12 protein-coding genes are annotated in these 15,333 nt (G+C 43.8%); 6 read left to right on the plus strand and 6 right to left on the minus strand.

All coding sequences use genetic code 11. The features are described 5' to 3' along the window. Positions 1 to 46: 46 nt before the first annotated feature. Positions 47 to 562, minus strand: coding sequence for a regulatory protein ToxS (locus tag ACQEXT_RS13320; protein WP_331416064.1), 516 nt, complete (start codon positions 560 to 562; stop codon positions 47 to 49). Positions 563 to 573: 11 nt separating this feature from the next. Beyond that, positions 574 to 1,437 carry a transcriptional regulator gene (locus tag ACQEXT_RS13325; protein WP_331416063.1) on the minus strand — a complete coding sequence of 288 codons (864 nt, stop codon included), beginning with the start codon at positions 1,435 to 1,437 and terminating at the stop codon, positions 574 to 576. A 264-nt stretch (positions 1,438 to 1,701) separates the two neighbouring features. Here ACQEXT_RS13325 and htpG point away from each other — a divergent pair, with 264 nt between their 5' ends. The 3 genes from htpG (at position 1,702) to hemH (ending at position 5,656) form a co-directional block, all read left to right on the plus strand. Next, positions 1,702 to 3,606, plus strand: a complete 1,905-nt coding sequence (gene htpG / locus ACQEXT_RS13330) for a molecular chaperone HtpG (RefSeq protein ID WP_426952456.1) — start codon at positions 1,702 to 1,704, stop codon at positions 3,604 to 3,606. A gap of 314 nt (positions 3,607 to 3,920) precedes the next feature. Beyond that, positions 3,921 to 4,565: an adenylate kinase gene (adk, locus tag ACQEXT_RS13335; RefSeq protein ID WP_138973371.1), complete on the plus strand. Its 645-nt coding sequence runs from the start codon at positions 3,921 to 3,923 to the stop codon at positions 4,563 to 4,565. Between the two features lie 131 nt (positions 4,566 to 4,696). Beyond that, complete coding sequence (gene hemH, locus ACQEXT_RS13340; RefSeq protein ID WP_426952457.1) at positions 4,697 to 5,656, plus strand: ferrochelatase; 960 nt, start codon at positions 4,697 to 4,699, stop codon at positions 5,654 to 5,656. 72 nt (positions 5,657 to 5,728) lie between these two features. Here the strand turns inward: hemH and ACQEXT_RS13345 are convergent, their stop codons facing one another. From ACQEXT_RS13345 to ACQEXT_RS13360, 4 genes are all read right to left on the minus strand, one after another. After that, entirely contained in the window at positions 5,729 to 7,216 is a 1,488-nt protein-coding gene (locus ACQEXT_RS13345; protein WP_426952459.1) for a winged helix-turn-helix domain-containing protein, read from the minus strand. Between the two features lie 142 nt (positions 7,217 to 7,358). Next, entirely contained in the window at positions 7,359 to 7,985 is a 627-nt protein-coding gene (locus ACQEXT_RS13350; RefSeq protein WP_426952461.1) for an outer membrane beta-barrel protein, read from the minus strand. Between the two features lie 278 nt (positions 7,986 to 8,263). Next, a complete protein-coding gene (locus tag ACQEXT_RS13355) occupies positions 8,264 to 8,707 on the minus strand; it encodes a DUF411 domain-containing protein (protein ID WP_426952463.1) in 444 nt (147 codons plus the stop codon). Between the two features lie 8 nt (positions 8,708 to 8,715). Continuing rightward, positions 8,716 to 11,400 (minus strand): copper-translocating P-type ATPase, encoded by a 2,685-nt coding sequence (locus ACQEXT_RS13360; protein ID WP_426952464.1) that lies wholly within the window; start codon positions 11,398 to 11,400, stop codon positions 8,716 to 8,718. A gap of 468 nt (positions 11,401 to 11,868) precedes the next feature. On the opposite strand from ACQEXT_RS13360, the gene ACQEXT_RS13365 reads away from it, so the two are divergent. The 3 genes from ACQEXT_RS13365 to gltX all read left to right on the plus strand — a co-directional run bounded on the left by ACQEXT_RS13365 (position 11,869) and on the right by gltX (position 15,218). Continuing rightward, positions 11,869 to 12,984, plus strand: a complete 1,116-nt coding sequence (locus ACQEXT_RS13365) for a porin (protein WP_426952465.1) — start codon at positions 11,869 to 11,871, stop codon at positions 12,982 to 12,984. A gap of 67 nt (positions 12,985 to 13,051) precedes the next feature. Further along, positions 13,052 to 13,690 carry a DUF2057 family protein gene (locus ACQEXT_RS13370; RefSeq protein WP_426952466.1) on the plus strand — a complete coding sequence of 213 codons (639 nt, stop codon included), beginning with the start codon at positions 13,052 to 13,054 and terminating at the stop codon, positions 13,688 to 13,690. Between the two features lie 100 nt (positions 13,691 to 13,790). Beyond that, positions 13,791 to 15,218 carry a glutamate--tRNA ligase gene (gene gltX / locus ACQEXT_RS13375; protein WP_426952467.1) on the plus strand — a complete coding sequence of 476 codons (1,428 nt, stop codon included), beginning with the start codon at positions 13,791 to 13,793 and terminating at the stop codon, positions 15,216 to 15,218. Positions 15,219 to 15,333 lie beyond the last annotated feature (115 nt).

The raw sequence follows: 15,333 nt of genomic DNA on the forward strand, positions 1-15,333 counted from the left end.
TGATGCTTAGAAAAAAGGGGGCGTCATGCCCCTTTTGTTTTATTGTTTAGTTGGTGAAAAGTACCGTAGAACCGTGACTTAAGCTAGTCAGAAGTAATGTTTTATCATTCACAATATCGATACGGCGACTTTGCTGTGCGTCCATTTTAAACAGCTGAGTAATCAGACTTAGCTGATCTTCGGTAAAGTCTTGACTTTGCGCCGAAGAGACATCTTTAAACTCGGTCGGAGAGACGAGTAAGTAGTTATCGCTGATGTCCCAATGGCCTGTCTCTGAAATGTTGATAATGCTTTCATTTTCAGTGTCGTTACCATAGAGACGTACTGTCGCTACACGAATATAAGTATTGTTTGGCAGATACTTAACGTTAGAGACGACATTCGCTTTACGTAAAGGACCCACTGAGTCATCGGGAATCTTTGCCGCGATAACAGTAACCATTTTTGACTGCCACTCATTTGAAGTTAGCACTTGCTCTACTTTGAGGTCACTTCCCCAGTAAAGCCAACCACTAAATACCGCTGACAGAATAAGTAGGCCTGCTGCAATTTTCTGATTCATCTTGGTGGTTCCTATTGGCAAACTTTACTGAGATCTTGTTGCTCAGCGAAGATACGTAATGTCACGTTCTCGCCTGAGTTATCCAGAGAATGAATGTAGTTGAGAACCAACTGATTATTCTGACCACCAGTGGCAATGACTTCGACTGGCGCAAGCTCGTTAGTATGTGTTTCATTGTACTTTTTCACACACTGCTCAATTGACGGGTACCAGCGACTTAAATCAGGATGATTGAGTGGCGTTTTAACCGGAGTATTGTCATAAACAGCAAGTTGACGGAATTTTGATTCACTCGGGTTAGTAAATAAAACAACGCACAGTGGCAGTAACAGAGCGAGTGCGACCAACACCTTAGCCATTAAGCTTGAATACTTCGTTACTTCAGGCGCTGGAATAGGTGCTTCTAATTGAGGTTCTGCAGAAATAAGCTCAGTATCAATTACAGGTTCAGAAGCATGCTGAAGAGGTATTTCTACGTCTTCCATTGCAACAGCAGGTTGTTCAACTTCGTTAACACCACTCATCAATGGCGTTGTACGTTCTACCGAGCAGATTAGCTGGTAACCGCGTTTTGGCACCGTTTTAACGAACATTGGTGACTTTGTTGAGTCTTTGAGAAGCTTACGTAGTGTAGAAATGGCTTGCGTTAGGCTTGAATCATCGACTTCAAAGCCTTGTTTACGCCATACGAAATCGTGTAAATCATTACGCGAGACGATTTCACTCGGTTTTTCACAAAGTAAAAGAAGAATCCGGCTTTCGTTGCTCCCTAAACGAATCAGTTCGTTTTCGCATTCCTTGTCTGTGAGGGAGTTTGTATTGGGATCAAAAGTAAATCTATTCGCAAGATTAAACTTAGTACCTATATTACTCATTAATGATGGCCATTTAATTTAAGTTTCAGACAGTTATTCAAGTAAGGCGCTTTCTAAGACTAGTCCAAAATTACTCTAGTTTAGATTTTTTGATTTTTAGAGAGTGCAAGGATAGTAAAGATTGAGATAAAAAAACACTGTTTTTATGATTCTTGACCTTGAATTTACATTTGTCACCCTCATGTTAACTGACAGATTTGGGCCAAATTACTCTTTTTTTGATTAGGGTAGTGGCTTGATAACTATAGAACTTATGGAGTTATCATGAGCGAAACAGTAACACAAAACAAAGAAACTCGCGGTTTTCAGTCTGAGGTAAAACAATTACTTCATTTGATGATTCATTCTCTTTATTCAAATAAAGAGATTTTCCTTCGCGAGCTGATTTCTAATGCGTCTGACGCTTCTGACAAACTGCGCTTTCAAGCACTGTCAAATCCAGACTTGTACCAAGGTGACGCTGAACTTGGCGTAAAACTTTCCTTTAATGAAGAAGCGAATACCTTAACGATCTCAGACAACGGTATCGGTATGAGTCGTGAGGATGTCATCGAGCATCTGGGCACCATCGCGAAATCTGGCACAGCGGAGTTTTTCTCTAAGCTTTCAGAAGATCAATCGAAAGACTCTCAGTTAATTGGTCAATTCGGTGTCGGCTTTTACTCTGCATTCATCGTTGCTGATGCCGTCACGGTTCGCACTCGCGCAGCTGGCCTAGCGAGTGACCAAGCCGTTCAATGGCACTCAGCGGGTGAAGGTGAGTACACCATCGAAAACATCACCAAAGAAACTCGCGGTACAGATATTGTTCTTCATATGCGAGAAGAAGGTAAAGAGTTCCTAAACGAATGGCGTCTGCGTGAAGTGATCAGCAAGTATTCCGATCACATTGGTATTCCTGTTGCGATTCAAACGTCAGTTCGTGATGATGAAGGCAAAGAAACAGGTGAGAAAAAATGGGAGCAGATCAATAAGGCTCAAGCACTTTGGACTCGCAATAAATCCGATATTTCTGAAGAAGAGTATCAAGAGTTCTACAAGCACGTTTCTCACGATTTTGCCGATCCTCTAACATGGAGCCACAACCGTGTTGAGGGTAAAAACGACTACACCAGCTTACTTTACATCCCTGCGAAAGCACCTTGGGATATGATGAACCGTGACCACAAATCTGGTCTGAAATTGTATGTACAGCGCGTATTCATTATGGATGACGCAGAGCAGTTTATGCCATCGTACCTACGTTTCGTACGTGGCCTGATAGATTCCAACGATCTGCCACTCAATGTATCGCGTGAAATCCTACAAGACAACAAAGTGACTCAGTCTCTACGCAATGCTTGTACTAAGCGTGTTCTAACGATGCTAGAGCGCATGGCTAAGAATGATGAAGAAAAGTATCAATCATTCTGGAAAGAGTTTGGCTTGGTGCTAAAAGAAGGCCCAGCAGAAGACTTCAGCAATAAGGAAAAAATTGCGGCCTTGTTGCGTTTTGCTTCGACGGAAGTGGACTCTTCTGAACAGACCGTTAGCCTTACGTCATACGTTGAGCGCATGAAAGAAGGTCAAGATAAGATCTACTACTTAACAGCGGATAGTTATGCGGCGGCTAAGAATAGCCCACACTTAGAACAGTTCCGTTCTAAAGGCATCGAAGTCATTCTAATGTTTGACCGTATTGATGAGTGGCTGATGAACTACCTCACTGAATTTGATGGTAAACAGTTCCAGTCGATCACAAAGGCGGGGCTCGATCTTAGCAAGTTTGAAGATGAAGCTGAGAAAGAGAAACACAAAGAAACCGAAGAAGAGTTCAAGTCAGTCGTTGAACGTACTAAAGAGTACTTAGGCGATCGTGTTAAGGAGGTTCGTACCACCTTTAAGCTAGCAACAACGCCAGCCGTTGTAGTGACTGACGACTTTGACATGGGTACGCAGATGGCCAAACTGCTGGAAGCCGCAGGTCAAGCTGCGCCAGAAGTGAAGTACATCTTCGAAATTAACCCTGAACATACCTTGGTTAAGCGTATGGCTGATGAAGCAGACGAAGAAGCCTTTGGCCGTTGGGTTGAACTTCTACTTGGTCAAGCGATGTTAGCTGAGCGTGGCTCAATGGAAGATCCATCTCAATTCTTAGGTGCAATTAATGCGCTTTTGACTAAGGGCTAATAGCTGAAAATTGGTAAAAAGCTCGCATCTTGCGGGCTTTTTAGCTTAATTGCTTTAATCGTGAATGAAGCGCGTTAAATAAGCGGCAAATGTGAGTGTTTAAGCATTCTTTAGTCGTAATTCGCGCTTTGGTTTTAAATTGTATGATAGAATGCATTCTTGAAACCAAACGAGCGGGCGTGTAATGTGCACGCCTGTTTTATTGTTAACTGTAATAACAGTTATACCGAAACTTACCGTGAGCTAAGGCTGTGTGATTTACGACACCATAGTGAGCTTCGGTATAAATCATCATTATCTTAAGAGGATTCAACATGCGCATCATTCTTCTAGGTGCTCCAGGTGCAGGTAAAGGCACACAAGCAAATTTCATCATGGAAAAATACGGTGTTCCGCAAATCTCTACTGGTGACATGCTACGTGCTGCTATCAAAGCAGGTACAGAGCTTGGTAAGCAAGCTAAAGCTGTTATTGACGCTGGTCAGCTAGTTTCTGATGAAATCATCCTTGGTCTAATCAAAGAGCGCATCGCTCAAGATGACTGCGAAAAAGGTTTCCTACTAGATGGCTTCCCACGCACTATTCCTCAGGCTGATGGTCTAAAAGAAATGGGTGTAGCGGTCGATTACGTTATCGAATTTGACGTTGCTGATGACGTGATTGTAGAGCGTATGGCTGGTCGTCGTGCTCACCTGGCTTCTGGCCGTACTTACCACGTTGTTTACAACCCGCCTAAAGTTGAAGGTAAAGATGACGTAACGGGTGAAGACCTTGTTGTTCGTGACGACGACAAAGAAGAGACAGTACGTGCTCGTCTTGGTGTCTACCATGATCAAACTGCGCCACTAATCGAGTACTACGGTAAAGAAGCAGAAGCGGGTAACACTAAATACCTTAAATTCGATGGTACTAAGCAAGTTGCTGAAGTCAGTGCTGATATCGAGAAAGCGCTAGCATAAATAGCTAACAGCGAATTTTGAAAATTTGTTATAGTTAAAGCGACCCAAGTTGGGTCGCTTTTTTATGTTTATTCGTTGATCTATCAAGATCTTATTTACGTAAATATCCCTTTTAGGATTGATAGGAAGCTATGCAAAACAATAAGAGACAAGGTGTATTATTGGTCAACCTTGGTACCCCTGATGAAGCAACGTCCCCTGCAGTAAAGCAGTTTTTGGGTCAGTTCCTCCATGACAAACGAGTGGTCGATATGACTCGCTGGTTATGGTGTCCAATTTTGCATGGTGTTATCTTGCCTGTTCGCGCACCTAAAGTAGCCAAGTTGTATCAGTCAGTTTGGATGGAGCAGGGCTCACCGTTAATGGTCTATTCGAAAAGACAAGCAGAGAAGCTAAAAACTTCAATTGATATGCCTGTTGAAATTGGTATGACGTATGGCAACCCGAGCTTGCAAACAGGTTTGGAAGCTCTACTTGAGCAAGGTGTTGAACAGGTGATTGTCCTGCCTCTATACCCTCAGTATTCAGGTACAACGACGGCGGCAGTCTCGGATGGATTGACCAAAGCATTTAAAAAGATGCCCGTTGTACCAAGTTATCGGTTCATTCGTGATTATCATGATCATCCTTTGTACATCAAAGCGTTGGCAGAGAGCGTAAAACGTTCTTGGCAAGAGAACGGCAAAGGTGACTATCTGCTGTGTTCTTACCATGGAATTCCTAAGCGCTATGCGGATAATGGTGATATCTACCCACAGCATTGCGATGTCACCACGACGCTACTTGCACGTGAGTTAGGATTGGCACCCAATCAAATCGGTATGACCTACCAGTCTCGTTTTGGTCGTGAAGAGTGGCTACAGCCCTATACGGACAAGACCTTGGAAACACTACCGAGTAAAGGGATTAAAAAGCTCGATATTCTTGCGCCTGCATTTTCTGTCGATTGTTTGGAAACACTGGAAGAACTGGCTGAGCAGTGTTGTGAGATTTTCACCGAGAATGGTGGTGAAACATTTACCTATATTCCTTGCCTCAATGACGATGACTTGCATATTGAGATGATGACGCAATTAGTTACTCAAGGTTAATGCACGCTAACTGATTCTAAAAGGGCTGCCGGTGGCAGCTTTTTTTGTGCATCCTATACTGGGCTTTGCCATCTATGCGCCATCTAAAGGCGAGCAAAATCGTTCCACTGCCTGCCAAAGAATGCTGTCTGGCATTTGGATATAGTCAATGTTTGAGAGCGCATTTTTCCATAAATCTAAGCAGGCAGCCGGCCTGTTTTCACTCGTATAGTGAGCCAAAACTTGCTTGGCAGGTACACTACTTGTTAGAGCCGCTGTTGCCTTTAGGTAGTTGCTCAAGTATTCATCTATGTTGCGTTTTTTACGGCTAATATTTGCTTGAAGCAACAAGATCAAAGCGTTGCTCGGTATTTCCGCTACATACTCTCTTTGCAGCATCTGTAGGCTTTTTTCAATGTCTCCAGCGCGATAAGTGAGTAATGCCAGTAGCATATGTAATTCTGGAGACGGTGTTAGCGTGGTTTGTTTTACTTTATTGATCCACTTTCTCAGAGCGTCTGGCGACTGGGCACTGAACAGTAATTCTCGAGTATAGAAACTGATTTCAGCTCCGCTCATCGGCTGATCTGCCAGGCGGTCAAAATCACTATCAGTAATTTGACTAAGACTGGTTTGTAGCTTGTGTTCGATCTGCATAATTGGCGTCGGTAGCTTGAAATACTCAGTTAAATCAGCATTGATTTTATTGACCGTCTCCAACAGGTTGTTGGTCTTCAACGTATATAGATTTCGCCATGCGACACGTGCAGAAACCGAATGATTCAGGATGACTTCCAGTTTATCGCTGACGTCTTTGTCCTTTACCAGGTTAAAAGTGAGTTTGTAATCGGAATCATTCAGGGCATCTGAACCAGGAAAATGATGATATTCGCTTAGACTCATTAAGTAGTAGCTTGGTGAGCGCATGTTCGCCAAATGGATGTAGGGAGAATGGCTGTATGCATGGAGAAAAAGCACTTTGAGTTTAAGTGCCTCGTGCTGAGTAGATGGCTGCGAAGAAGATATCTGATCAAGTAACAGACGTACTTGAGGAACGTATAAAGCTTGACCTTTTGACTCAACTTTTACATCAAAGTAAGTATTCACTAGGGTTGCGAGGCCAACCACACAAGCGAGAATAACAGCGGTGCAGGCAGTCACCCTCTTTGACGGTTTGGAGTGTCTCTTGTTTGCCTCTTTCAGAGGCGAAAGAGTGTGTGACTTCTCTATTAGTTGAACATGGCAATTTGGGATGTAATAACCACGTTTAGGGTAGGTCACAATTAGCTTGGTTGAATCGATGTCAGGGAGATTTTCTCTGAACAAGTTACGCAATAGACTGATGCGATTAGTGACGACATTTTTAGAAATATACTGATTGCCCCACACCTGATCGATGAATTGTTCGATGGACGTTGGTTCACCAACATTAGCTAACAAGACTTCTAATAGCGCAACATTGCGTGGTTCCAAAGCAATTTCTTGCTGGTTATTTGTCAGCGTTTTATCAATAGGGTCATAGATTAGGTCGGCTATAGCGATGCTTTTACCGCTTTGTTTAGCCAGATCGAGAAGATTCATAGAGGTATTTGGGGAACAAAAAGACGCCGAGCATTCTACTAAAATATTCCTGTGACTTATAGATTCCTAGCTAACTTAGTTTCTCTGTATCAATAATGAGAAACTCGGGGCGTCAGGGGTAACGCACCGAGTTTTACAACGATTAGAATTTGTAAGTCGCGTTGATATAGCCTTGGTTAGAAGAGCTGAACTTAGCCAGTGGTTCGTCGCTCACTTTATGCTCGTTACCTGCGTAGTAGTTGAAACGGTAGCCTGCTTCCATACCAAAATGGTCGGTGAACATATAGCCTAAGCCTGCATTAAGACCGTAAGTTAGGCCTGAGTTTTTGCTAGTCGTTGTACCCGTGCCAAAGCCAGAGATAGTCACACTTGTCTCTAGCTCACTTTGGTAAAAGCCCAGAGAGCCGCCAGCCAGAACGTAAAATCTCTTGTCGATGTGGTAAACATAATCTGAACCCACACCGAATTGGTAGCCTTCTAAATTGAACTTCACTTGATCATTTTCGATTGGATCGGTAGTGGTTAGCTCGTTTTCGCCGTTGTATTGTAGGTAACCGTAGACACGTACGTTGTCGTTTACGTAGCTGCCTGCTTTGATAGCGAATGAGCCTGCATTATCAAGTTTGTCGGCGATCATTTTATCTTCTGCTTCCGTGACAGATGTGTTGTATGAACCCTTTGCAAGCTCTACAGCTACGTATGGAGTGTTAGCGAAAGTTGGTAAAGAAACGATAGCAGCAGTAGCTACGACAATTAGGTGTTTACGCATAATTCTTCTCAATTCTATCTGGTAGTTAAGTGGTGAACTCTGCATCTTAATTTGGTTGTGGTGATGCAGATGAGTCAGGATGAGCGCCAAACTGTTGGGCGTCAGTTAACTGAAGAGGAAGTTATCTGAGGATGAGAAATAATGCGAAAAACAAAACTACACGTAGTTAAATTTGATGTTAATTTAGATCTAAATTGATGATTTTATTGAAAGTAACTGGCGCTCAAACATGTGGAGAACACGTTTAAGCGCCGTTGATATAATCTCAACAGATTTGGTTATTTGTTGCCTTTATAGTGTCGGTACTCAAATACCTGACCTTTTTCGTTGAACGCGTAGACTGAATATTCGTCTTTTTCATTGCCATATTCCATGCCTGGAGAACCCATTGGCATGCCCGGAACAGCAAGTCCTTTCGCATTGCGTGGTGGGTTTTCAAGGAAAGCTTGAATGTCTTCCGGTGGAATATGACCTTCGAATACGTAGCCATTAATTTCTGCTGTATGACAAGAAGCAAGTTCAGGTGTAATCCCCAACGTTTGCTTAATAGGATTCATGTTTTCGTGTAACTTCTCTTCAACTGTAAAGCTTGCATCTTGCATATGTTTCGTCCACTCAGTACAACAGCCACAGTATGGTGATTTATGGTTGAGTACATCGGTCGCTAATGCGTGACCAGAAATCAGAGTCAGTGTTGCTAGGGCAAAAAATTTACGTTTCATAATAACCTCTACGAGCTTTTAAAAAGTCTTAAACGATTAGCGTTGCTTACTACGGTAATCGAGGAAAGTGCCATCGCTGCACCTGCAATAACAGGGCTAAGCAAAAAGCCAAAGCTGGGATAAAGAATACCTGCGGCAATAGGGATACCTAGCGAGTTATAGACGAAGGCCCCAAATAAGTTTTGTTTCATATTACGTACTGTTGCTTTAGAGAGTTCAATCGCTCGAACAACAGACAGTGGTGACGAGTTAAGCAGTGTCATCTGTGCACTCTCGATGGCAATATCGCTGCCTCCCCCCATCGCGATGCCAATATTAGCAAGGGCTAGAGCTGGCGCATCGTTAACGCCATCGCCTATCATTGCAACGCAGTGGCCTTGACTTTGTAAATCAGCAATATGGCCTGCTTTCTCATCTGGCAACACTTGCGAGATTACTTGCTCAATTCCCAGCTGTTGTGCAATGGCTTGTGCGACACTCGAATTATCACCAGTGAGCATAATTGGCGTGATATTGATGGCTTTTAGTGCTTCTACAGCTTGTTTCGCATCGGGCTTTATCGGATCTGCGATGGCGATAACGCCAATCACAGTTGAGTTTTCAGCGACAATAATCGGTGTCCAAGCGTTGTTTAGATATTGTTGAAGTTCACTATCAACCTCATCTAAACGCCATGCTTGCTCACGCGCATAAGCCAGTGAGGTAACGGCAATAGATTGTTGTTCTACTTTTGCAAGCACTCCCTGACCGCGGCGGTTTTCAAATTCCGATACCTCGAACAGTGGTAGAGACTGCTGATGAGCCTGTTGAACAATCGCTTTAGCAAGTGGATGTTCTGACTGTTGTTCTATTGAAGCTGTGAGCGTTAGCAACTGGTCACTATGACCATTGACTGCGTAGATGCTTTGAACATTTGGCTTGCCCTGAGTCAAGGTGCCTGTTTTGTCAAAGACCACCGTGTCTATTTTGCCTGCTGACTGCAAAACGTCGGCATCTTTAATCAAGATCCCCATCTCGGCCGCTTTACCAATACCAACCGTTACAGATAGCGGGGTCGCCAACCCTAATGCGCATGGACACGCAATAATAAGAACGGTAGTAGTGACAATGAGCACGTAGCTGGCTTTAGGTTCCGGACCCACCATAAACCAGACCAATGCAGATAGGAGAGCAATTGCTACTACAACTGGAACGAAAATTGAAGAAATTTGGTCTGCGAGTTTAGCGATAGCTGGTTTGCTACTTTGAGCCTCGCGGACCATAGTGATGATGCGCGACAACATGGTGTCGCTACCTACACTTGAAGCGCGAATGATTAAACTACCATCCTGATTAATGGTTCCTGCGGATACAGAATCCCCAACTTGCTTATTCACTGGTATTGGCTCGCCAGTCAACATTGACTCGTCTAGATAAGATTCACCAGACTCAACGATGCCATCAACAGGTATTTTTTCACCGGGTTTCACCCGCAGTCTCATTCCCAGGCTAATTTCGTCGATGGTGATGTCTCGATCGCCTTGTTCCGTCACCAGAGTCACCACCTGAGGCTGAAGATTAATCAGAGCCTGAAGTGAGCGGGTGGTATTCGCCTTAGCTTTGGCTTCTATATAGTGACCAAGCGATATCAGGCCAATAATCATTGCGCTTGCTTCGAAGTAGACGTGTCTAGATGCGGCAGGAAACCAGTTGGGGAAAGTGACCACTAACATTGAGAATAACCAAGCTGCACCTGTCCCTAGGGCGACTAAGGTATCCATTGTCGCTCGTTTGTGAGTGAGCGCTTGCCATGCGTTAGTGAAAAATGTTTTTCCTGCTGTCGCAAGTAGCCATAAACAGATAACACCAATGATGCCCCAAGCGATTTGGTCTGCGCTATTGCGAATCATCATATTACCGCCTGCGATTCCCCACAGCATGAGTGGCGCACCGATCATCAAACCTAACCAAGCACTTTTCTTATGGTGGGTTTGAACTGCTCGCTGCAATTCGAGTTGTTTTTGCTGCTGGTTTTGAGGATCGTCAATCAGTTGGGCTTGATAGCCAGATTGAGAGACAGAGCGTAATAGCTGAGTCTCGATCTCCTCAATGGGTTGGTTGGAAAAAATAACTGCGCTTTGTTCAGCAAGATTGACTTGAGCTTTTTCTACGCCTTTTACTGAGATTAAGGCTTTCTCGACCGAAGAGACACAACTGGCACAAGTCATACCCGATATAAGAAGGTGCGCCGAGTGTTTAATGGGTAATGGTTGCTCTCTCTCTATAGGGGCGGCGATTTCTTCGTCAGCGGGTACAGCTTCCACTTGCGGGGAGAATGGACTTGCTTGATAACCCAATGACTCAATCAATTGGATGACTTCTTGTTGTGAGTGAAGCGATACAAGCTCTAGCTCTGTTTTCGATACACGAAAGGATCCATTGAGTGGTGACTGCTCAAGCGCTTGTTCCAACTTAGCAACACATTTACCGCAATTGAGTCCAGTTAAGAACAAGTGATGTTTGTGGCCTGCCTGATAGCCTAGCTTCTCTATTGAATCTACAAGTGCGGCAAAAGAACTGCCTGTCTCTAAAGAGATGTGAGTGGGAGACAACTGATCAATGCTGACTTGGTGTTCTGCCGTAATTGCTCGCTCCACTTTTCTAGCACAGCCCATACAGTTTAAGCCGGAGAGTGGGATATCAAACTTAGTCATAACATCACCTTAATTATTCAACTGTTGCTAAGCGTAAACCTTACCGCAAGGGTAAGGTCAAGTATTTAAATAAAACGTCAAAATCACCGATTGCCGTGAATTAGTGGGCAGGAAGCATGCGAGACAATTCAAACTTTTTATTTGGGAAATATAAAGTTCCGTAAATAGATAAAAAATCACAGTGATCTCGTCAGCAGATTTGGCGAGCAAGCGCTCCATGTACGCAACGCTTAAGCAGTATTGACGTTTATGTTTATTGATATTGCTCCTTAACTTATTGATTTAAATTGATTTGCTTAATTTTATAATTTTCTGATTTGAAGCTGGTCAGATTATCTTTTCATTCTTTTTTCGTCGCGAAAAAAGTTTGCCACCATGACCCCGTCCATAAATAGTTCCCTTCAAAACAACCAGTTAGTTTTGTGTGAGGGGAACAAGGAAAAATTCAAATAAATAGGGGTTAATCTTATGTCTCACTTTAAAAAGACTCTTCTTGGCGCAGCAATCGCCGCAACTACCATGGCCGCTGGTACTGCTAATGCGTATATGCTGGGCGATCCGAATGACGCTAACGTAGAGGTTTACGGCGTTGTGTCTATCTCTGCTGTAGATTACGGCGCGTCTAATGCAACTGGTCCAGATGATGGTTGGGCGCTTGAAAATGAAACTCGCATCGGTTTCCGCGCGGCTAAAGCAATGACAGATAACGTAACTGCGTTTGCTCAAGTTGAGTCAGGTTGGGTATTGGACTACGGTGCCGATTTAGGTAACCGCGATACTTTCGTCGGTCTGCGCGGCGATGATTGGGGTCAGGTTCGTTTTGGTCGTATGTTGACACCGTTATATGAACTTGTTGACTGGCCATACTCAGCATCTAACCTAGGTCGTACTTTTGACCGCGCATGGCGCAGCGGCGAACGTTACCACTTTGACCGTAAGAGCCAAATGGCACGCTACGATTCACCAATGTTTGGTGAGATGGTTAAATTCAGCCTAGCGGGTGGTAATGGCAGTGAAAACCACGAAGATTCTAACTTCTTCGGTGGTTCTATCACAGTGGCGCCAGTTGATATGCTAACGTTACATGCAGCGTTTGAAACGGCTAAAGGTACAGTATTTGAAAGTGCTACCGAAAACGTGTTTGATACAAACAATGCAACACCAGGTAACCCTCTAGATATTAAAGAACTAGGGAAAGCGGCTTCTGTCGGTGATACGGATTCATACTTTGTAGGCTTCGAACTTCGTCCAATGGACAACTTTAATATCCTTGGTGCATATAAAACGGGTTCGTACGACTCAACTAACGGTGGCGGTGACTACGGTTACACCAAACGTGAAATCGACGCTTACTCGATTCAAGCGAACTACTTCTTTGGTAACGCAAACATTCGTGTTGGTTACGCAGACCAAAGTGGTAAGCAAGATGGCGTAGACAACAAAGATATGGATTCAACCTCTATCAGTGGTGAATTGGGTTACTCATTTAGTTCGGTATACACCTTTGTTCGTTTAACTCAACAAGATGACTCTACGTACGATGATGACCTAATGGTTCGTATCGGTACTGAGTGGACATTCTAATAAATACATTATGACCCGGCGGACAGTTTGTCCGCCTTTTTCCGTTTGTAACCGTGAGGAAGAGAGAATGAAAAAAATCATTGCAGCGGCCATTGTGCTTTTGATGTGTAGTATGGCTCATGCTCAAGTGACGATTCACACCGATAGCCGAATAGAGATTCTAGCGGTAAATCAACAGCTCAATCAGATACCAAAAAAGGCTAAGGGGGATCTGAAAATAGCTAATGGTCACAATCAGATATTGCTACGAGTCACGGCAATGGTTGATGGCAATGGTGGCAAGAAGAAGTTCAACTCTCATCCAATGGTGGTCACATTTGACGCACAGAACGAAACTCTATTGTTTGAAACGCCTTTCGCGATTCGAGATCAGCGTGGGGTAAGTAAGTTTGAAAAGAGTCCAACAGTTAAAGTTACCAGTAATGGACAATCAGTACAGATCGTGATGGATCAGATTGTGAATCAGTCTTTTGCGTTGATTCACGATTACGACGCGATGCTGAACGACTACAACTTGGCTGGTGGTATTGCGGCGATATCTGTTACACCTACTGAGCCAAACATTAAGGCAAGTTCCGCGTCAGTGGCGTCTGTCAACGTGGATCAAAAAGTGCAATCGAAGTTGATCCAGCGTGATTTTCTCTCTATGACGCCATCAGAGCGCCAAGAGTTTATCTCTTGGGCGGTAAAACATATTAACGATTGATTGTAGATTTGCATATCGGTGCTAAAATAACGCGCAATTTTAGCACCATCGCACATATTGAAGGCGTGGTGCAGTCATTCAGACAATCAAGGTATTTTACATGACGGTTAAAACTCGTTTTGCTCCTAGCCCAACAGGCTACCTACACGTTGGTGGTGCGCGTACTGCACTTTACTCTTGGCTATACGCTAAAAACCAAGGTGGTGAATTCGTACTGCGTATTGAAGATACGGATCTTGAGCGTAATTCGCAAGAAGCAGTAGACGCGATTCTAGAAGGTATGAAATGGCTAGGTCTTGAGTGGAATGAAGGGCCTTACTTCCAAACTCAGCGTTTTGATCGTTACAACGAGATGGTTGATAAACTGCTGGCTGAAGACAAAGCATACAAGTGTTACGCATCGAAAGAGTTGCTAGATGAAATTCGTGCAGAACAAGAAGCGAACAAAGAAATGCCTCGTTACGATGCTGAACACCCTAAGATTAAAGCAGCAAACGATGCAGCTAAAGATGGCGATCCATGTGTTATCCGTTTCCGTAACCCTAAGGAAGGCAGCGTGGTATTCGATGACCAAATTCGTGGTCGTATCGAAATTCGCAACAGCCAGATGGATGATCTAATTATTCGTCGTACTGACGGCTCACCAACATACAACTTCTGTGTTGTGGTTGATGACTGGGATATGGGCATTACTCATGTTGTTCGTGGTGAAGACCATATCAACAACACGCCTCGTCAAATCAATATCTATGAAGCACTAGGTGCACCAGTACCTACTTTTGCTCACTGTGCAATGATTCTTGGCGATGACGGTGCGAAACTGTCTAAGCGTCATGGCGCTGTATCAGTAATGCAATATCGTGACATGGGTTACTTACCAGCGGCACTAAACAACTACCTGGTACGTCTTGGCTGGTCTCACGGTGACCAGGAGATCTTCTCTGAACAAGAGATGATCAACCTATTCAGCCTAAACGCAGTGTCTAAGTCAGCGTCTGCGTTCAACACAGATAAACTACAATGGTTGAACAACCACTACATTAAGACTTCAGAACCTGAGTATGTTGCAGAGCACCTACAATGGCATCTTGATGAGCAGAAATTATATGTGACTAACGGTCCTGCTATTACTGAAGTAATTAAGCTTGTTGGTGAACGTTGCAATACGCTTGTTGAACTAGCAGAACAGATTCGCTACTTCTATGAAGACTTCTCTGAATTTGAAGCGGGTGCGGCGAAAAAGCATCTACGTGGTGTAGCGAAAGAGCCACTAGAGCTAGCGCTAGCAAAAGCAGAAGCGTTAACAGAGTGGACGACGGAAAGCATTAAAGATGGTGTTATTGCCGCTGTTTGTGAAGAGCTTGAAATTGGTATGGGTAAAATTGGTATGCCACTACGTGTAGCGGTTACGGGTGGTGGTCAGTCTCCATCGGTAGATGCAGTTATGGCTCTTATCGGTAAAGAGCGTTGTGTTGCTCGTATCAAAATGGCATTGGCATACATCGCAGAGCGCGAAGCCAACGCGTAATGGTTATTGCCAGTTCGAAAACCGCAGCACTACGCTGCGGTTTTTTTTTGTCTCTAGTAAAGACCAGAGCGAGAGACGTGAGAGAGTACTTACAATATATTTTCTCGTTATTGAG

The sequence above is a fragment of the Vibrio sp. TRT 29B02 genome, assembly GCF_050113655.1.
Lineage (GTDB): Bacteria > Pseudomonadota > Gammaproteobacteria > Enterobacterales > Vibrionaceae > Vibrio.